The organism is Arthrobacter sp. 10N43, assembly GCF_056394525.1.
On record NZ_JBFTIA010000003.1, the window covers coordinates 597,605 to 616,781 of the forward strand.

General features: G+C 68.6%; 16 protein-coding genes. 14 read left to right on the forward strand and 2 right to left on the reverse strand.

Annotated features, from left to right (window positions below; all coding sequences use genetic code 11):
- The first annotated feature begins 30 nt into the window (after positions 1 to 30).
- The 13 genes from AC1DDO_RS07625 to AC1DDO_RS07685 all read left to right on the forward strand — a co-directional run bounded on the left by AC1DDO_RS07625 (position 31) and on the right by AC1DDO_RS07685 (position 16,263).
- Complete coding sequence (locus tag AC1DDO_RS07625) at positions 31 to 360, forward strand: sarcosine oxidase subunit delta (protein ID WP_441408321.1); 330 nt, start codon at positions 31 to 33, stop codon at positions 358 to 360.
- Positions 357 to 3,308, forward strand: coding sequence for a sarcosine oxidase subunit alpha family protein (locus AC1DDO_RS07630; RefSeq protein ID WP_476971663.1), 2,952 nt, complete (start codon positions 357 to 359; stop codon positions 3,306 to 3,308). Before AC1DDO_RS07625 ends, AC1DDO_RS07630 begins: the two co-directional genes overlap by 4 nt.
- Positions 3,301 to 3,936, forward strand: a complete 636-nt coding sequence (locus tag AC1DDO_RS07635) for a sarcosine oxidase subunit gamma (RefSeq protein WP_476971664.1) — start codon at positions 3,301 to 3,303, stop codon at positions 3,934 to 3,936. The genes AC1DDO_RS07630 and AC1DDO_RS07635 overlap by 8 nt, the downstream gene beginning before the upstream one ends.
- Positions 3,936 to 5,366, forward strand: coding sequence for an L-serine ammonia-lyase (locus AC1DDO_RS07640; protein WP_476971665.1), 1,431 nt, complete (start codon positions 3,936 to 3,938; stop codon positions 5,364 to 5,366). The genes AC1DDO_RS07635 and AC1DDO_RS07640 overlap by 1 nt, the downstream gene beginning before the upstream one ends.
- A 2-nt stretch (positions 5,367 to 5,368) precedes the next feature.
- Positions 5,369 to 6,244 (forward strand): formyltetrahydrofolate deformylase, encoded by an 876-nt coding sequence (gene purU, locus AC1DDO_RS07645; RefSeq protein ID WP_476971666.1) that lies wholly within the window; start codon positions 5,369 to 5,371, stop codon positions 6,242 to 6,244.
- 426 nt (positions 6,245 to 6,670) lie between these two features.
- Complete coding sequence (locus AC1DDO_RS07650; RefSeq protein ID WP_476971667.1) at positions 6,671 to 8,314, forward strand: ABC transporter substrate-binding protein; 1,644 nt, start codon at positions 6,671 to 6,673, stop codon at positions 8,312 to 8,314.
- 125 nt (positions 8,315 to 8,439) lie between these two features.
- Positions 8,440 to 9,396 (forward strand): ABC transporter permease, encoded by a 957-nt coding sequence (locus AC1DDO_RS07655; protein WP_476971668.1) that lies wholly within the window; start codon positions 8,440 to 8,442, stop codon positions 9,394 to 9,396.
- A 3-nt stretch (positions 9,397 to 9,399) separates the two neighbouring features.
- On the forward strand, positions 9,400 to 11,496 hold the full coding sequence (locus tag AC1DDO_RS07660; RefSeq protein WP_476971669.1) for a dipeptide/oligopeptide/nickel ABC transporter permease/ATP-binding protein: 2,097 nt from the start codon (positions 9,400 to 9,402) through the stop codon (positions 11,494 to 11,496).
- Positions 11,493 to 12,299 (forward strand): ATP-binding cassette domain-containing protein, encoded by an 807-nt coding sequence (locus tag AC1DDO_RS07665; RefSeq protein ID WP_441408329.1) that lies wholly within the window; start codon positions 11,493 to 11,495, stop codon positions 12,297 to 12,299. Before AC1DDO_RS07660 ends, AC1DDO_RS07665 begins: the two co-directional genes overlap by 4 nt.
- 45 nt (positions 12,300 to 12,344) lie before the next feature.
- Positions 12,345 to 13,274 carry a dihydrodipicolinate synthase family protein gene (locus AC1DDO_RS07670; RefSeq protein WP_476971670.1) on the forward strand — a complete coding sequence of 310 codons (930 nt, stop codon included), beginning with the start codon at positions 12,345 to 12,347 and terminating at the stop codon, positions 13,272 to 13,274.
- Positions 13,275 to 13,316: 42 nt separating this feature from the next.
- A complete protein-coding gene (locus AC1DDO_RS07675; protein ID WP_476971671.1) occupies positions 13,317 to 14,255 on the forward strand; it encodes an ROK family protein in 939 nt (312 codons plus the stop codon).
- Positions 14,256 to 14,326: 71 nt separating this feature from the next.
- Positions 14,327 to 15,013 (forward strand): N-acetylmannosamine-6-phosphate 2-epimerase, encoded by a 687-nt coding sequence (locus tag AC1DDO_RS07680; RefSeq protein ID WP_476971672.1) that lies wholly within the window; start codon positions 14,327 to 14,329, stop codon positions 15,011 to 15,013.
- 11 nt (positions 15,014 to 15,024) lie between these two features.
- Positions 15,025 to 16,263, forward strand: a complete 1,239-nt coding sequence (locus tag AC1DDO_RS07685) for an N-acetylglucosamine-6-phosphate deacetylase (protein ID WP_476971673.1) — start codon at positions 15,025 to 15,027, stop codon at positions 16,261 to 16,263.
- Between the two features lie 56 nt (positions 16,264 to 16,319).
- Here the strand turns inward: AC1DDO_RS07685 and AC1DDO_RS07690 are convergent, their stop codons facing one another.
- The gene (locus tag AC1DDO_RS07690) at positions 16,320 to 17,102 is read right to left on the reverse strand and encodes a glucosamine-6-phosphate deaminase (RefSeq protein WP_476971733.1); all 783 of its coding nucleotides are present in this window, start codon (positions 17,100 to 17,102) and stop codon (positions 16,320 to 16,322) included.
- 61 nt (positions 17,103 to 17,163) lie between these two features.
- Positions 17,164 to 17,895 carry a FadR/GntR family transcriptional regulator gene (locus AC1DDO_RS07695; protein ID WP_441408335.1) on the reverse strand — a complete coding sequence of 244 codons (732 nt, stop codon included), beginning with the start codon at positions 17,893 to 17,895 and terminating at the stop codon, positions 17,164 to 17,166.
- Positions 17,896 to 18,080: 185 nt separating this feature from the next.
- On the opposite strand from AC1DDO_RS07695, the gene AC1DDO_RS07700 reads away from it, so the two are divergent.
- Entirely contained in the window at positions 18,081 to 19,118 is a 1,038-nt protein-coding gene (locus AC1DDO_RS07700; RefSeq protein ID WP_476971674.1) for an acetylxylan esterase, read from the forward strand.
- Positions 19,119 to 19,177 lie beyond the last annotated feature (59 nt).

The following is a 19,177-nucleotide window of genomic DNA, read 5'->3' on the forward strand; positions in this document are numbered from 1 at the left end:
ACAACCTGCCCACTAGAAAGAGGTGCGGACATGCTCCTGATTCCCTGCCCCAACTGCGGTCCCCGCGACGAGACCGAATTCCACTACGGCGGCCAGGCCCACGTGGCCTACCCCGAAAATCCGGCAGAGCTCACGGACCGCGAATGGGCCGAGTACCTGTTCTACCGCGACAACACCAAGGGCGCCTTCGCCGAGCGCTGGCTGCACAGCACGGGCTGCCGGCAATGGTTCAACATGCTCCGCGACACGAACACCTACGACATCCACGCGGTCTACCCGATGGGCCAAATGCGCCCAGCCACGGGGACCACAGCCCCCACCGTCACCAGCCCCGTCTCCCCGGAAGGAGCAATCAAATGAGCGCTCAGCCGCAGTCCGCGCGCCTTAGCACCGGCGGACGCATCGACCGCAGCGTCACCTGGCGCTTCACCCTGGATGGCCGGGAGTACACGGGCCACCCCGGCGACACCCTCGCCTCCGCGCTGCTAGCCAACGGCCGGCTAACGGCGGGCAACTCCCTCTACGAGGACCGGGCCCGCGGCATCATGTCCGCCGGCGTCGAGGAATCCAACGCCCTGGTCAAGGTCGCCGCCCGGTTCCCGGGCCACGTGGCCGAATCCATGCTCCCCGCCACCACCGTGTCGCTCGTGGACGGCCTCAGCGCCGAATACCTCAACGGGCTCGGAAAGCTGGACCCGGCCGAGGACCACGCCGAGTACGACAAGAAGTACGTCCACGCAGACGTCCTCGTGGTCGGCGGCGGCCCCGCCGGCCTGGCCGCCGCACGGCAGGCCGTCCGCGCCGGCGCCCGGGTCATCCTCATTGACGACCAGCCCGAGCTCGGCGGCTCGCTGCTGTCCGGCTCCACCGATCCAGCCCTTGCCGAGAGCATCGAAGGACAGCCCGCCCTGGACTGGGTGGCCAACGTTGAAGCCGAACTGATCTCCGCGGCCGAGTGCACGGTGCTGAACCGCACCACCGCCTTCGGCTCCTACGACTCCAACTACGTCATCGCGGCCCAGAACCGGACGGACCACCTCCTCACCCCGGCCGTGCCCGGGGTGTCCCGCCAGCGGATCTGGCACATCCGCGCCGCCCAGGTCATCCTGGCCCCGGGCGCCCACGAACGCCCGCTGGTCTTCGAAAACAACGACCGGCCCGGCATCATGCTCGCCTCCGCGGTCCGCACCTACCTGAACCGCTACGCCGTCGGCGCCGGATCCCGGGTGGTCATCAGCACCACGAACGACAGCGCCTACGCCCTGGCCGCGGACCTCCGCGCCGCCGGCATCAAGGTCGAAGCCGTCGTGGACGCCCGCGCCCAGCTGAGCGGAACGGCCTCCGCCGCGGCAGCGGCCGGTACCCGGGTGCTGATCGGCAGCGCCGTCGCCGATACCGCCGCCGAGTCCGGCGACGGCCGGCTCCTTGGCGTTACCGTCCGGAGCATCAACGACGCCGGCGAACTCACCTCCGGCATCGAACAGCTCGCGTGCGACCTGTTGGCAGTTTCCGGCGGCTGGTCACCGGTGGTGCACCTGCACTCCCAGCGGCAGGGCAAGCTCCGATGGGACGAGGATCTCGCCGCCTTCGTCCCTAACAGCGTGGTTCCAAACCAGCAGGTGGCCGGATCCGGGCGCGGCAGTTTCGACCTGGACGACTGCGTGGCCGAAGGCATCTCCGCCGGGGCCGCGGCGGTCCTCGCCGCCGGCTTCGAGTCCGCCGTCGCACCTTCAGTCATCGGCGAACCGGTGGCGGCCGCCCCTACCCGCCAGCTCTGGCTGGTACCCGGACAGCAGGGCAGCCCGGAGGAGTGGCACCACCACTTCGTCGACTTCCAGCGCGACCAGACCGTGGCCGATGTCCTGCGCTCCACGGGCGCCGGCATGCGCTCGGTGGAACACGTCAAGCGCTACACCTCGATCAGCACCGCGAACGACCAGGGCAAGACCTCCGGGGTGAACGCGATCGGCGTCATCGCCGCCGCACTCCGCACGGCCGGCGAGGCGTCCCGCGGCATCGGCGAGATCGGGACCACCACCTACCGCGCGCCCTTCACCCCCGTGGCGTTCGCGGCACTGGCCGGGCGCCAGCGCGGCGAGCTGTTCGACCCCGCCCGCCTGACCTCGATCCACCCGTGGCATGCCGCCAAGGGTGCACTGTTCGAGGATGTCGGCCAGTGGAAGCGGCCCTGGTACTACCCGCAGGACGGCGAGGACATGGATACCGCGGTCCTGCGCGAATGCGCCGCCGTCCGCGAGTCCGTGGGCTTCATGGACGCCACTACCCTGGGCAAGATCGAGATCCGGGGCAAGGACGCTGGCGAGTTCCTGAACCGGATCTACACCAACGCGTTCAAGAAACTGGCACCGGGCTCGGCACGCTACGGCGTCATGTGCACCCCGGACGGGATGATCTTCGACGACGGCGTCACGTTGCGCCTGGACGAGGACCGGTTCTTCATGACCACCACCACCGGCGGCGCGGCCAAGGTCCTGGACTGGCTGGAGGAATGGCTGCAGACCGAATGGCCGGAGCTGGACGTGCACTGCACCTCCGTCACGGAGCAGTGGTCCACGATCGCCGTCGTCGGGCCCAAATCCCGGGCCGTCATCGCCAAACTGGCCCCTGAACTTGCAGCGGACGGCGGTCTCGAAGCCGAGGCCTTCCCGTTCATGACGTTCCGCGAGACCACCCTGGCCTCCGGCGTGCAGGCCCGGATCTGCCGGATCTCGTTCTCCGGCGAACTGGCCTACGAAATCAACGTCCCGTCCTGGTACGGGCTGGCAACCTGGGAAGCCGTGGCAGAGGCCGGCGCGGAGTTCAACATCACCCCGTACGGCACCGAAACCATGCACGTGCTGCGGGCTGAAAAGGGCTACCCGATCGTCGGCCAGGACACCGACGGGACCGTCACCCCGCAGGATGCCGGGATGGAATGGGTGGTGTCCAAGGTCAAGGACTTCGTCGGCAAACGCTCCTACGCCCGCAAGGACGCCGCCCGCGCTGACCGCAAGCATCTGGTCAGCGTCCTCCCCGTAGACGGCAGCATCCGGCTCCCGGAAGGCACCCAGCTGGTGGAGCAGGGCATCACCGTCAACCCCGCCTACGGCCCCGTGCCCATGCAGGGGTTCGTGACCTCGAGCTACCACAGCGCCGCGCTGGGCAGGTCGTTTGCGCTGGCCCTGATCAAGAACGGGCGCAACCGCATCGGTGAAACCCTGGTGGCCGCCGCCGGAGACCAGCTGGTGGACGTGGTCGTCGCAGAAACCGTACTTTTTGACTCCGAAGGGGCCCGTAAAGATGGCTGACACAGCAGCACTCGAAAATTCCAAGAAGATCCAGAGCCTCCGGAAAAGCCCGGCCGCGCTCCTGCGGACCGCTTTTGAAGCCGGCTCCGTTGCGGGCACGGTGGAACTGCGCGAGGTGCCGTTCCTGACCATGGCCGGGATCCGGGTCGACCCTGCCGGCGCTGCCGGGGAGCGGCTGGGCACCCGCACGGGCGGCCTTCCCGCCGCTTCCGGGCAGGTCCGCAGCAGCGGCGGCACCGCGGTGCTGTGGCTGGGCCCGGAAGAATTCCTGCTGGTGGCACCGGCGGAATCCCATGAAAGCCTTGGCGGCGAGCTCCCCGGGGCGCTCACCGACGCACTCGGTGACGCCGAGGGCCAGGTGGTGGACCTCTCCGCCAACCGCACCACGCTCGAACTCTCCGGCCCCCGGGCCCGGGCAGTGCTGGAAAAGGGCTGCGCCCTGGACCTGCACCCCCGCGTCTTCCAGACCGGAACGGCCCTGTCCACGGAAATCGGCGGCATCCCGGCGATCCTGTGGAAGACCGCAGAGGAGACCTACCGGATCTTCCCGCGGGCATCCTTCGCGGAGTTCCTCGGCCGCTGGCTCCTGGACGCCATGCGCGAATTTGCGACTCCCGAGGTCCCCTGATGGCGCTCAGCGTCCTGGATCTGTTTTCTGTTGGCATCGGGCCGTCCTCCTCCCACACGGTCGGCCCGATGCGGGCAGCAAAACGCTTCGCCGACGGGCTGAAAAGTGACGGGCAGCTGAGCTCAACGGCGCGGATCCAGGCCGAACTGTTCGGCTCGCTCGGGGCGACCGGGCGGGGGCATGGTTCGGACAAGGCCGTGGTCCTGGGCCTGCAGGGCCAGGACCCCGAGACCGTGGACACCGGCACCGCCGATGACCAGGTGGCGGCAGCGGCCCTGGATGCCGAACTGCGGCTTGCCGGCCACCACCGGGTGGACTTCAACTGGGACGAGGACGTGGTCCTGCACCGCCGCAAGTCGCTGCCGGCCCACCCCAACGGCATGACGTTCCGGGCGCTGGACCACACCGGGGCGGTGCTGAAGGAACGCAGCTACTACTCGGTCGGCGGCGGCTTCGTCGTCGACGGCAATGCCCAGGGCGCTGACCAGGTGGTGGCAGACGACACCGTGCTCCCCTACTCCTTCACCACAGCCGACGAGCTCTTGAATATATGCGCCCGCGAGAATATGTCCATCTCCGACGTCATGCTCGCCAACGAACTCGTCTGGCGCAGCGAGGCCGAACTCCGGGAAAAACTCCTGGACCTGTGGGCGGTCATGCGCCAGTGCGTGGAGAACGGCTGCGCCGCCGAGGGCATCCTTCCCGGCGGGCTGAACGTCAAACGCCGCGCCCCTTCCCTGTTCCGGACGCTGACGGCCACGGCCGCCGGAGGCGGTGGCGGCGGAGCGGGAAGCGGTGGCGGGGCCTCCACCCTGGTCCAGGCGCCCGCGGACCCGCTGCTGGCCATGGAATGGGTGAACCTGTTCGCCCTGGCCGTCAACGAGGAGAATGCCGCCGGCGGACGGATCGTCACGGCCCCCACCAACGGCGCCGCCGGAATCGTCCCGGCCGTGCTGCACTATTACGTCAAGTTCGTCCCGGGAGCCGACGACGACGGCGTGGTGCGCTTCCTGCTGGCCGCAGCCGCCGTCGGGATCCTGTTCAAGATCAATGCCTCCATCTCCGGAGCAGAGGTCGGCTGCCAGGGTGAAGTCGGATCGGCGTGCTCCATGGCTGCGGCGGGGCTCTGCGAAGTGCTGGGCGGCACCCCGGAACAGGTGGAAAACGCCGCCGAAGTCGGGATCGAACACAACCTTGGCCTGACCTGCGACCCCGTCGGCGGACTGGTGCAGATCCCCTGCATCGAACGCAACGCCATTGCCAGCGTCAAAGCCATCAACTCCGCCCGCCTGTGCCTGCACGGGGACGGCAGCCACAAAGTCTCGCTGGACAAGGCCATCAAGACCATGCGTGAAACAGGAGCAGACATGAAAACCAAGTACAAGGAAACCTCCCGCGGAGGCCTCGCCGTGAATGTCGTGGAGTGCTGACCATGGCCGAGAACCAGAGCACCGAAACCGTGGAGCACATCCTGACCCTGGACTGCCCGGAAACGCGCGGGATCGTCCACGCCGTGTCCGGATTCCTGCTGGACCAGGGCTGCGACATCCTGGAAAGCAAACAGTTCGACTCGCAGCTGGACGGCCACTTCTTCATGCGGCTCCACTTCGCCTCGGCCGGGGACCAAACAACCCTCGACACGCTCCGGGAAGCCTTCGTTCCGGTCGCCGATAAATTCGGCATGCGCTGGGACCTGCGACGGCACAGCAGCAAACGGCGGGTCCTGATCATGGTCTCGAAATTCGAGCACTGCCTGAACGACCTGCTGTACCGGGCCCGCACCGGTGAACTGCCCATCGAGATCGTCGGGGTCGTCTCGAACCATCCCGACCACCGCCGGACCGTCGAATGGCACGGAATTCCCTTCTTCCATGTGCCCATCACCCCGGACACCAAGCCAGCGGCCGAGCAGCGGCTCCTGGAACTGATCGACCGGATGGACGTTGAACTGGTGGTCCTGGCCCGCTACATGCAGGTCCTCAGCGACAACCTCACCCGCCAGCTGGATGGCCGCGCCATCAACATCCATCACTCCTTCCTGCCCAGCTTCAAGGGCGCGAAGCCCTACCACCAGGCGCATGCCCGGGGCGTGAAGACGGTCGGCGCCACCGCCCACTACGTCAACGCCGAGCTGGATGAGGGGCCGATCATCGCCCAGCAGGTGGTGGAAGTAGACCACACCTTCGGGCCCGAGGACCTCGTGGCCGCCGGACGCGACACCGAATGCAAGGCGCTCTCCAACGCCGTCCGCTGGCACTGCGAGGGACGCGTCATCCTCCAGGGCAACAGGACAGTCGTCCTGCGCTAGCCGGAACCCCTTGGTGGGGCCGAGGCGAGGATCTCCCGTGCCGATGTGGGCCGTTAAGCCCAGCCGATCAGCCGGGAGGTCCTCGCCTCGCCGTCTTAATGACCGGCTTAGTGGCTGCGCGGAGTTTCCCCACCTTTGCCGCCACTTCGCCGGGACTCGCCGTCGTTCTGGGCGGACACGCCGCCGTGGCCCGGCAAAGGTGGGGGACTCCGGCGGCGGCCTCCCCCGTTCGCCGAGGAACGCCGCCCGGACCCGGCTCCAATGCCGCCCGGACCCGGCCCCCGGGCGGCTGCCGGACTCGCCTCCCGGGCTGCCGTAACGCGGCTCCTCCGCCCCGCTTGACGGGCCCGTGTGATGGCCCTTACAGTTCTTCTAAGCATCGGACGTCCTACATCCGATAAATAGACTCGAATGGTGAGGCAAATAATGAGCAAGACACTAAAGAACTTGCCGCTGGTGAACGACGCCAGCCGCCGGAGCTTCCTCAAGCTGTCAGGCGCGCTGGGCGTTGCCGCGGCTTTCACCACGTCCCTTGCCGCGTGCGGCGGGCCCGCCAGCACCACCGCGGGAGCGGCCGCCAACACCGCGCCGATCAACAAGGACCTCATCATCGAAGCGGGCATCTCCTACGCCCTGTCCACAGGCTTCGATCCGCTTTCCAGCTCCGGGGCGACCCCGCTGGCCGCCAACCTGCACGTCTACGAGGGCCTCGTGGAGCTGCACCCCGCCACCCGCGAACCGTACAACGCCCTCGCCGCGGCCGACCCCAAGATGGTCAACGCCACCACCTACCGGGTGACGCTGCGGGACGCCGCCAAGTTCCACAACGGCTCCCCGGTCACCGCCGAGGACGTCGTCTTCTCCTTCACCCGCGTCCTGGACCCGGCCAACAAGTCGCTGTTCTCGCAGTTCATCCCGTTCATCAAGGACGTCAAGGCCGTCGACGCCAAGACCGTCGAGTTCTCGCTGAAGTACGCCTTCCCCGCCTTCCCCTCGCGCATCTCCGTGGTCAAGATCGTGCCCAAGGCCCTCGCCAACTTCCCGCTCGGCTCGGACCAGCTGAAGGCCTTCGACGCCAAGCCCGTCGGCACCGGCCCGTACAAGCTGATCTCCGCCGTCAAGGACGACAAGATCGTGTTCGAGGCGAACGCCGACTACAACGGACCGATGCCCGCCCTGGCCAAGGGCATGACCTGGCTGCTGCTCTCCGACGCCGCCGCCCGCGTCACGGCGATGCAGTCCGGCCGCGTGCAGGCCATCGAGGACGTCCCCTACCTGGACATCGAGGGGCTGAAGTCCAAGGCCACCGTGGAATCCGTCCAGTCCTTCGGCATGCTGTTCCTGATGTTCAACTGCGCCAAGGCCCCGTTCGACAACAAGCTGGTCCGCCAGGCCCTGCACTACGGCCTGGACAAGGACTCCATCATCAAGAAGGCGCTGTTCGGCAACGCCAAGGCCTCCAGCTCCTACTTCCAGGAGGGACATCCGGACTACGTCAAGGCCAAGAACGTTTACGGCTACGACCCCACCAAGGCCCAGGAACTGCTGAAGCAGGCCGGCGTCACGAACCTGGAATTCGAACTCCTGACCACAGACACCGCCTGGGTCAAGGATGTGGCCCCGCTGATGCTGGAATCCTGGAACAAGATCCCCGGCGTCAAGGTCACCCTGAAGAACCTGCAGTCCGGCGCGCTGTACACCGACCGCGTCGGCAAGGCCGACTTCTCCGTGGTCGCCGCCCCGGGCGACCCGTCCGTCTTCGGCAACGACGCCGACCTGCTGCTGAGCTGGTTCTACGCCGGCGACACGTGGATGAAGGGCCGCGCCTACTGGGCCGCCACACCGGAACGGGCCACACTGGTGGACCTCATGGCCAAGGCCGGCCAGTCCGCCCCGGCAGAGGCCAAGAAACTGACCGGCGACATTGTGGATCTGGTGTCCGAGGAGCTCCCGCTGTACCCGATCTTCCACCGCCAGCTGCCCAGCGCGTGGGATGCCAAGAAGCTCAGCGGCTTCAAGCCGCTGCCCACCACCGGCATCGGCCTCGTGGGCGTCGGCCGCACCGCCTGAGGCATGCCAATCTAAGTGTTGCCAACCGCTGGTCCGGGCGGGTCCCCCTCCCGCCCGGACCGGCCTGCACTGCCACCCGTGCCGGCTGAGGCCGGGACAACCTTCCACGAATTCCGGAGACAACATTGGTCACAATATTGCGCCTGCTGGGCCGCAGGCTGGCGGCGCTGCCCCTGATGATCCTGGGCATTACCCTGCTGGTGTTCCTCGTCCTGCAGGCCGCCCCCGGTGACCAGGCGAGCAGCGCCCTCGGCGACGGAGCCAGCGAGGAAGCCAAGGAACAGTACCGCCAGAGCAACGGGCTCAACGATCCGGTGGTCCTGCAGTATTTCCGGTTCCTGGGCAAGCTGCTCCAGTTTGACCTCGGGGTCACCACCCCACCGGCGAAGTCCGTGGCCGACATGATCGCCGCGGCCTTCCCGCTGACCCTCCAGCTCACGTTCCTGGGCGTGCTGATCGCCGTCGCGGTCTCGCTCCCGTTCGGCATTGCCGGGGCCCTCTACCGGGACAAGTGGCCCGACCAGCTGGTCCGGGTCTTCTCGATCGCCGCGGTAGCGACGCCCTCGTTCTGGCTCGGCATCCTGCTCATCCAGTGGTTCGCCCTCGGCGCCAACCCGATCTTCCCCTCCGGCGGCATCGCGACGCCGGAATCGGGCTTCGGCGGCTGGCTGAACTCGATGACGCTCCCGGCCCTGGCCCTCGGCATCCCGGTTTCGGCCTCGCTGATCCGGGTGGTCCGCACCTCGATGGTCGAGGAACTGGACCGGGACTACGTCCGCACCGCGATCGGCAATGGCGTCCCCTACCGCGAGGTCGTGTCCCGCAACGTGCTCCGCAACGCCCTGGTCACCCCGGTGACCGTGCTGGGACTGCGGATCGGCTACCTGCTGGGCGGCGCCGTCGTGATCGAGATGATCTTTGCCCTGCCGGGCATGGGCCAGCTGATCCTCAACGGCATCACCAACCTCGACGTCAACCTCGTGCAGGGCGTGGTCCTGACCATCTCCGTGACCTTTGTGCTCGTGAACATCGCCGTCGACCTTCTGTACCTGCTCATCAACCCCCGAATCAGGACGGTCTGACCCATGCGCAGCAAACTCGCTGAACGCCTCAGCGCCCCGGGGATCCGGTTCAAGGCCCTCCCCTGGAGCTCCCGGCTCGCCCTCGTCTTCCTTGCGGTCATCACCCTTGCCGCCGTCTTTGCGCCCGTGATCGCCCCGCACGACCCGCTGGAGTCCTTCATTCCGGCGACCCCTCCGGGCGGTGAGAACCTGTTCGGCACCGACCGGCTGGGCCGCGATATCTTCTCGCGCCTGCTCTACGGCGCCCAGTCCTCCCTGATGATCGGCCTGGGCGCGGTGGCGCTGGCCGTGATCGCCGGCGCCGTGCTTGGCGCCCTCGCCGCGACCTCCGGCAAGGGCGTCAACGAGGTCATCATGCGGCTCATGGACATCCTCATGGCTTTCCCGGGCATCGCGCTGGCCGCTGTGCTGCTGGCCGTCTTCGGCAACACCGTGCCCACCATCATCGTGGCCATCGCGGTGATTTACACGCCCCAGCTGGCCCGGGTGGTGCGCGCCAACGTGCTCTCCCAGTACGGCGAGGACTATGTCCGGGCCGCCCGGGTGATCGGCGCCGGCCGCTCCTACATCCTGCTCAAGCACATCGTCCGCAACACTGCCGCTCCGGTCCTGGTGTTCGCCACGGTGATGGTCGCGGACGCGATCATCCTGGAGGCCTCGCTCTCCTTCCTGGGCGCCGGCGTCCAGGACCCCGCACCGTCGTGGGGCAACGTGATCTCCTACGGCCGCAACTTGGTCCTCTCCGGCGGCTGGTGGGCCACCACCTTCGCGGGCCTGACCATCCTGCTCACAGTGCTCGCCCTGAACATCCTGGCCGAGGGACTCACCGACGCCATGGTCAACCCCAAACTCCGCAAGGCCCCGGTAGTGAAGGACGACGACGGCTTCTCCTCCCCCATCGCCGCCGTCGACGCCGAGATCGGCACGTCCGTGGCCCAGGGCTCCGTGGTGGAGCTGCACGAACTCGACGGCGTCCGCGCCGCCGCTGGCGATGCCGTCCCGGAAGCCGGATTCCCGCAGGCCGGCTACCCCCAGGACAAGAACGCCGGCCACCATGCCCTGCTGGAGGAGGGGCTGAACCTGCTGACCGCCGTCGAGGCCGGCCGCACGGACCGCCTCCCCCAGGTCCCGGACACCGCCCGCACGGTCCTCGAGGTCAAGAACCTGTCCATCCGCTTCCCCGGCCGCTTTGGCGACACCGCGATCGTGGACAACGTCTCCTTCAGCGTCCGCGAAGGTGAAACCATGGGCCTGGTGGGCGAATCCGGCTGCGGCAAGTCCATCACGTCGCTGGCCATCATGGGCCTGCTGCCCAAGACCGCCGTGATCTCCGGCTCCATCACGTTCGACGGCAAGGAACTGCTGGACGCCTCCACCGGCAACAGCAGCGCCAAGGCCTACGAGGGGCTTCGCGGCCAGCAGATCGCCATGGTGTACCAGGACGCGCTGAGCTCGCTCAACCCCTCCATGAAGATCAAGGACCAGCTGCAGCAGCTCACCCGCCGCGGCGGCCGCAAGACCCCCGCGGAGCTCCTGGAAATGGTCAAGCTGGATCCCGTCCGCACGCTGGCCAGCTACCCGCATGAGCTCTCCGGCGGCCAGCGCCAGCGCGTCCTGATCGCCATGGCGCTCTCCCGCTCGCCCCGGATCGTGGTCGCGGACGAGCCCACCACGGCGCTGGATGTGACCGTGCAGCACCAGGTGGTGCAACTGCTCAACGAACTGCGCGAACAGCTGGGCTTCGCCATGGTGTTCGTCAGCCACGATCTGGCCCTGGTGGCCTCGCTCGCGCACCGCATCACCGTGATGTACGCCGGGCAGGTGGTCGAATCCGCCCAGGCGTCCGCGCTGCTGCAGAACCGCCAGCACGAATACACCCGCGGCCTGCTCGGCGCCGTCCTCTCCATCGAGGCCGACGCCGACCGGCTGCACCAGATCCCCGGCACCGTGCCCTCGCCCCGGGATTTCGCCGCCGGCGACAGGTTCGCCGCCCGCTCGCTGCGGCCCGACGCCGACCCGGACCAGCGGCTCGTCCTGACCCCCTTTGACCCGGACAGCGACCACTACTGGGCCAGCCACCTCAAGGAGGACGCCAAGTGAGCACATCAACCGGCAAACCCGTGATTGAACTGAAGAACGTCAAGGTCCACCACCGGGCCCGTACCGGCGGGCTGTTCCGCCCCACGTTCGTCAAGGCCGTCAACGGGGTGGACTTCACCATCAGCCGCGGCGAGACCGTGGGGATCGTGGGCGAATCCGGCTGCGGCAAGTCCACCCTGGCCTCGGTGCTGGTGGGCCTGCAGGCCCCCACCTCAGGCGAGGTCCTGTTCCACGGCAAGCCCGCCGGCAGGCGCAATGCCGCCCTGCGCAAGGAATTCGGCCGCGCCGTCTCGGTGGTTTTCCAGGACCCGTCCACCGCGCTGAACCCCCGCATGACCATCCAGGACATCCTCACCGATCCGCTCCAGATCCATGGGATCGGCACCGCGGCCACCCGGGCGGCGAAGGTCAAGGACCTGCTGGCCCTCGTTGGGCTGCCGTACTCCGCCGCCGAGGTCACGCCCTCCCAGGTCTCCGGCGGCCAGCGCCAGCGCGTCGCCATCGCCCGGGCCCTCGCATTGGACCCGGACATCATCGTGGCGGACGAGCCCACTTCTGCGCTGGACGTCTCGGTGCGGGCACAGGTGCTGAACCTGCTCGCGGACCTGAAGACCCAGCTGAACCTGGGCATGGTCTTCATTTCGCACGATATCCAGACCGTCCGCTATGTCTCGGACCGGATCTGCGTCATGTACTTCGGCGAAATCGTCGAGGAAGGACCCGCCGGACAGGTCTTCGACAACCCGTCCAACGACTACACGAAGAAACTGCTCGGCGCCGCTCCCAGCCTGCTGCACCCCTGAATCCCACACTTTTCCGCATTCAAGAAACCATCATTGGAGTTACCTGTGCCTACCCAATTCCAGGGCGTCATTCCCCCGGTCGTCACCCCCCGCCACGCTGACGGCAGCGTCGACACCGATTCGCTGAAGAACCTCACGCGCCACCTCCTCGACGGCGGCGTGTCCGGGCTCTTCGTCCTGGGCTCCTCCGGCGAAGTCCCCTACCTGAGCAACGCCGAGCGCGAACTCGTCGTCAGCACCATCGCCGCCGAGAATGCTGCTGCCGGCGCAGCTAGCGTTCCGCTGATCGTCGGCGCCAACGAACAGACCACCAACCGCGTCATCGAAGAAGCCCGGAAGGTGATCGACCTCGGCGCCGACGCGATTGTCGTGACGTCGATGTACTACGCGATCGGCAACGCCGAGGAGACGGAAACACACTTCCGCGCCATCCACAACGCCGTCAGCACGCCGATCTTCGCCTACGACGTCCCGGTCCGCACCCACTTCAAGCTGCCCACGGACCTGCTGGTCCGGCTCGGCCGGGACGGCGTGATCGCCGGTGTGAAGGACTCCTCCGGTGACGACGTCGGCTTCCGCCAGCTGCTGCTGGCTGCCCGCGACATCCCCAACTTCGACATCTTCACCGGCCACGAGGTCGTGGTCGACGGCGCCCTCCTCGGTGGTGCGCAGGGCGTCGTCCCGGGCCTCGGCAACGTGGACCCCCGCGGCTACCGGAACCTCATGGACGCCGCGGCCGCCGGCGACTGGGCCAAGGCCGCCGCGGAGCAGGACCGCCTCGCCGACCTCTTCGAGATCGTCTACACCCCCAACGGCCGGGTCTCGGGCGGCGCCGCGGGGCTCGGGGCCTTCAAGACCGCCCTCCAGCTCATGGGCGTCATCGAATCCAACACCATGAGTGCGCCCATGCCGTCCCTGAATGAGGACGAGACCACGGCCATCAAGGTCATCCTCGAACGCAACGGCCTGATCTAGGCGCCGGCCACCACGCCCGCAGATACCCGACGGAGGAGGAACATGGCCCACGCTATTGGGGTCGATCTTGGCGGCACCAAGACGGCGGCCGGGGTGGTCTCGGAGGACGGCGAACTGCTGTTCTCGGAAACCGTCCCGACCCCCAGCCGCGCCGGCGGCGAGGCTGTCCTGGACGCCACCGCAGCCCTGGTCGCCGGGCTCCAGGCGCGGGCGCACGCGCAGGGCCTCGACATAGCAGGCATCGGCGTCGGCTCGGCCGGCGTGATCGACGCCGGCCGGGGCGTCGTGGTGTCCGCAACGGACGCCATCCACGGCTGGGCCGGGACCGCGCTGACCGAAGGCCTGTCCCGTCGGCTGGGCCTTCCGCCCGGCGCGGTCAGCGCCGTGAACGACGTCCACGCCCATGCGCTCGGCGAGTCCTGGCGCGGGGCAGCTGCCGGGACGGCGAGCTCCTTGCTGGTTGCCTTCGGCACCGGTGTGGGCGGAAGCTTCGTGCTGGCCGGCCGGCCGGTCCTCGGCCACCGGTACGTGGGAGGCCACGTCGGCCACACTGCCTCCCCTTACGCGTACGCCGACGGCGAGGCGTTGCCCTGTTCCTGCGGGGGCTCGGGCCATGTCGAGGCCGCCGCCTCCGGCCCGGGCATCCACGCGGCGTTCCTCCACCTGGGCGGATCCCCCGCCGTACCGGACACCCGTGCGGTATTCGCGCTGGCCCGCGACGGCGATCCCGCGGCCAACCGCGCCGTCCGCACCGCCGCCGAGGCCGCCGGGCAGGCGGCCGGGGGCCTGGTCAACGTCCTGGACCCCGAGGTCGTGGTGGTGTCCGGGGGCATGGCCGACGCCGGAGAACTCTGGTGGAATCCCATGAAGGCCGCCCTGCGCCGGGAACTGCTGGACCCGCTGGTCCGTGTGCCGGTCCTGCGGGCCTCGCTGGCGAACTCCGCGGCCATCGTCGGGGCCGCAAGGCTAGTCTTCAACTGACCGCTTCTGTCCGCGAATACCGAACCACCGAGAACCACCGAGAACCACTGAGAACCACAGAAACAGGCACCATGCTCCTGACTCCCGAGGGCCTCGAATCCCTCCGCTCCCAGCTCATCGTTTCCTGCCAGGCCTACCCCGGCGAACCGATGCGCGATCCCCGCACCACCGCGCAGTTCGCGGCTTCGGCCGTGATCGGGGGCGCAGCGGCCGTCCGGGTCCAGGGGCTGGCCGATATCGAGCACACCCGCGCCGCCGTCGAGGTCCCGGTGATCGGGCTCTGGAAGGACGGCCACGACGGCGTGTTCATCACCCCGACGCTGCGTCACGCCCTGGCGGTGGCCAACGCCGGGGCGCATGTGGTGGCCATTGACGGCACCCGGCGCCAACGCCCGGACGGCCTGAGCCTGGCCGCCACGGTGGCCGGCATCCATGCCGGCTCCCATGCCCTGGTCATGGCCGACTGTGGATCCCTTGAGGACGCCGCAGCCGCCGTCGAGGCCGGCGCGGACCTGATCGGCACCACGCTGGCCGGCTACACCGGTGAACGCGCCAAGACTCCCGGCCCCGACCTGGACCTGCTGGAACAGATCGCCGCTGCCGGTCTCGGCAAGCCGCTCATCGCCGAGGGCCGCATCCACACCCCTGTCCAGGCCCGACAGGCGCTCGCGGCCGGCGCGTTCGCCGTCGTCGTCGGCACCGCCATCACCCACCCGGCCACCATCAGCGGCTGGTTCGCCGCCGCGCTGCACTCCTGAGGACTGTCCCGATGCCGGAATCCCGCGAAGCCCCCGCCTACGTCCTGCGCGGCACCCTCGTCACGGACGGCGCTGTCACCGCCGACTCTGTGGTGGCGGTGCAGGGCGGCCGGATCGCCTACGCGGGACCCGGCAGCGGCTTTGAAGCCGCGCAGTTCCCGGATGCGGCGGAGCTCCCGCTGCCGGACGGGAGTTCGCTGCTTCCCGGGCTCGTTGACCTGCACTGCCATGGCGCCGCGGGCGGCGGGTTCCCGACGGGCGATGACCGGGCTTGCCGGGATGCGGTGGACTTCCTGCACCGCAGCGGGACCACCAGCCTGCTCGCCAGCCTGGTCACGGCCTCCGCCGAGGAGCTGCTGCGCTCCCTTGGCGTCCTGAAGGTCTTGGCGGCCGAGGGTCTGATCGCCGGCATCCATTCCGAGGGGCCCTTCCTCTCCCACGTCCGTTGCGGCGCACAGAACCCCCTCTGGCTGCGGGACCCCGATCCTGAGCTGCTCCGGCAGATGCTCGCGGCCGCCGGCGGCGCACTGCGAACCATGACCTACGCCCCCGAACTGCCGGGCGCCAGTGAATTGCTCCGTGCGCTCACCGAGCACGGGGTCACCCCCTCCCTGGGCCATACCGATGCCGATGCCCGGCTGGCGGCTGACTCGCTGGCGGAGGCCGCGGAGCTCATCGGCAGCGCCGGATCCGGCAGTGGCTTCGGGCCGCATGCCCGGCCCACGGTCACCCATCTGTTCAACGGCATGCCGCCCCTGCACCACCGCAGTCCCGGGCCGGTCGCCGCGTGCCTGCGGCTGGCGGCCGCGGGCACTGTGGCGGTCGAGCTGATCGGCGATGGCGTCCACCTCGATCCGGAGACGGTCCGGATGGTCTTTGACCTGGTCGGGGCCGGGGGCATCGCGCTGGTGACGGACTCCATGGCGGCCACCGGGCTGCCCGACGGCGATTACGAACTCGGCCCCTCGGAGGTGGTGGTGCTCGACGGCGTGGCCACCCTGAGGAGCAACGGCGCCCTCGCCGGGGGCACGGCGACCCTGCTGGACGTTGTCCGCACCACGATCGCGGCCGGCGTGAGTCCCGCCGACGCCGTCCTGGCCGCGACCTTGGTCCCTGCCCGCATGCTGGGTCTGGAATCCGAGGTCGGCGGCCTCCGGGCGGGAATGCGCGCCGACATCGTCGCGGTCGGGCCGGGCTTCGAGCTGGTGACCGTCCTGCGCGGCGGGCAGGTCCTGGCCGCCCCCGCCTGAGCCGCGCACGAGCACCGGCTGGGGCCGGTCAGGGCCGGTCAGGGCTGGTCAGGGATTCAGCCGGCGGCTGCTCCGGCACGCACTTTGACTGCTCCGGACCCGTGGATGAATCCTGCCGGGAGGTCCGCGAGCCGGGTGGCAGCAGCCTCGTCCGCGACCACCGTCACATGCCCGTGCAGCTGCAGTACCGAGGCGGGGCACGCCGGCGAAACGGGACCGGCAAGCGCTTCGCGGAGGATCTCGGCCTTGTCCGCCCCGTTGACCACCAGCAGCAGTTGCCGCGCTTCGAGGATGGTTCCCAGGCCCTGGGTGATGCACCGCTCGGGGACCTCTTCGGGGCTGTCGAAATAGCGGGAGTTCGCCTGCCGGGTGCGCTCTGTGAGCACCTCAACCCGGGTACGGGAATCAAGCGGTGAGCCGGGTTCGTTGAAGGCCAGGTGCCCGTTGTGCCCGATCCCGAGGATCTGCACGTCGATCCCGCCCGCCCGGGCAATCGCCTGGTCGTAGTCCCGCGCCGCCGCTTCGGGATTTCCCGAGCCGCCGTCGGGAATGAAGACGTTGGCCGGATCAAGGTGCAGCCGTTCCGTCACTTCCCTCCGCACTACCTCCGCGTAGCTCTGCGGATGGCCGGCCGGCAGCCCCACGTACTCATCCAGGGCGAATCCGCGGATACCGGACATGTCCAGCCGGTGGCCGGCGAGGGCCGCATACACCGGCAGCGGCGAGCCGCCGGTGGCCAGGCCCAGGACGGCGTCGGGCCTGCTGCGGACGACGGCGGCCAGGATTCCGGCGGCGACGGCCCCGGTTCCTTCAGCGTTGGGTACTACGAAAATTTCCATCACGGGAGGCGCTTTCTGTGGGTCTGGCGTGGTGCGTGGCGGCTCGCCCGCGGCGGCCTGCCTAGCGGGCGGCGACGTCCTTGAGTTTTTGGCGGATGCCGTCGAAGTGGCGCTGCAGGCGTTCGGAGGCCAGCGTCTTGTCCTTGTCCGCAACGGCCTCGTAAATTTCCCGGTGGACACGGGCCAGTTCCGGCAGGTCCACCGGACCCGTTCCAAGGGCCTGGTGGATCTGCCGGTAGACCTTCCAGAAGACGTCCATGAGATCGATCAGCAGCTCGTTATTCAGGGGTGCATAGAGTCCACGGTGGAATTCCGCGTCCAGTTCGGCAAAGGCCTGCCCGGCGTCCCCGGCTGTTTCCATCTGTTCCAGGGTGCTGCGGAGATCACTGAGGTGCTCCTCTGTCATGAGATCGATGGCGGATCCAATCAGGCCGGATTCCAGTGCCTGCCGCACGTCAATGAGCTCCATCGCTTCCTCACCCCGGTGCCGGAGGGACAGCCGTCCCCGGAAGGCCAGTCCGTCGGTCAGCGCGCTGAAGTTGTTGGGGGCGACAAACATGCCGAAGCCGTGGCGGATCTCGATCACGCCGAGCGCCTGGAGGACCTTCAAGGACTCCCGCACGGTGTTGCGCCCGACGCCGAGCACGGCAGAAAGTTCAGTCTCGGTGGGCATGGCGTCACCGACGTCCAGACCCTGTTCCAGGATGAGGTCCATGATGCGCGTTTGCAGCACATGGGACCTGATTTGAGCGCTGAAACGGGCCGGCGACACAACGCGGGATTCTATGCTCATGACTCTCTCCTTCTGGCCGCAGCCGGACATGGCCACTCCTGATTCAAGCGTACAGGAGATGGGATGTCCAATGTCTGGGTTTCTTGTTGCGCGTCGGCAAGAATTTTCCTGGTGGTGCTCGGCTGATTCGAATATCGGACGTAGGATCACCTACTGACAGCCCGCCTCACTCCCCCGGAGACCTCATGCCCCTCTTTGACCTGACGCTGGATCAGCTGCGCACGTACACCTCGGCCGCCGTCGAACCCGAGGACTTCGACGAGTTCTGGGACCGGACCCTTGCCGAAGCCCGGGACTTCCCGCTGGACGCTGTCTACGCACCGGTGGAGAACCACCTCAGTGTCATTGACAGTTTCGATGTCTCGTTCGCGGGATTCGGCGGAGCCCGGATCAAGGGCTGGCTGCACCTGCCGGCGAACCGGATCACCGGCCACCCTTTGCCCGTGGTGGTGCAGTTCGCCGGCTATTCCGGCGGCCGCGGCCTGGTCCAGCAGGACACGAGGTGGGCGCAGGCGGGGTACGCGCACTTCATCATGGACACCCGCGGCCAGGGCTACGGCGGCAGCCTCGGAGAAACCGCGGATCCGCACCCGTCGGCCGGCGACGTGGCCTACGCCGGGCTGATGACGCGCGGGATTTCGGCCCGGGAGGACTACTACTACCGCCGCGTATTCGTTGACGCCTTCCGGGCCATCGAGGCCGCGCAGGCTCATCCCGAGGTGGATGCCACCAAGGTGATCCTGTCGGGCGTGAGCCAGGGCGGCGGCCTGGCCATCGCGGCCGCCGGGCTGGCGGCCGCCCGCCTGGGCGGCATCTTGTGCACCCTGGCGGACGTGCCGTTCCTGCAGGACTTCGCCCGTGCCATCGACATCACCCCGCGCGGCCCTTACCCGGAAATCGCAGCCTTCCTGGCCCGCCACCGCGACCGCTACGAGCCCGCCCTTGCCGTGCTGAACTACTTCGACGGCGTGCACCTGGGCCGGCGCGCGACGGCGCCGGCGCTGTTCTCGGTGGCGCAGATGGACGATGTCTGCCCGCCCTCCACCGTCTTCGCCTCCTTCAACGCCTATGGCACGGGAGCCGGCGCGGCAGCCCCACAGGCTGTCCCGGAGGCTGTCCCGGCGAAAGCCATGGAGGTCTACCGTTTCAACAACCATGAGGGCGGGCAGGAACATCACTGGGTGAAGCAGCTTCGCTACGTGGCGGACCGACTGGGCCGCTGAGGGCCGGTCCAGGCGGGGCCCACAGATTCGGGGCCGCTGGCGGCGGGCGCGGAAGTTTC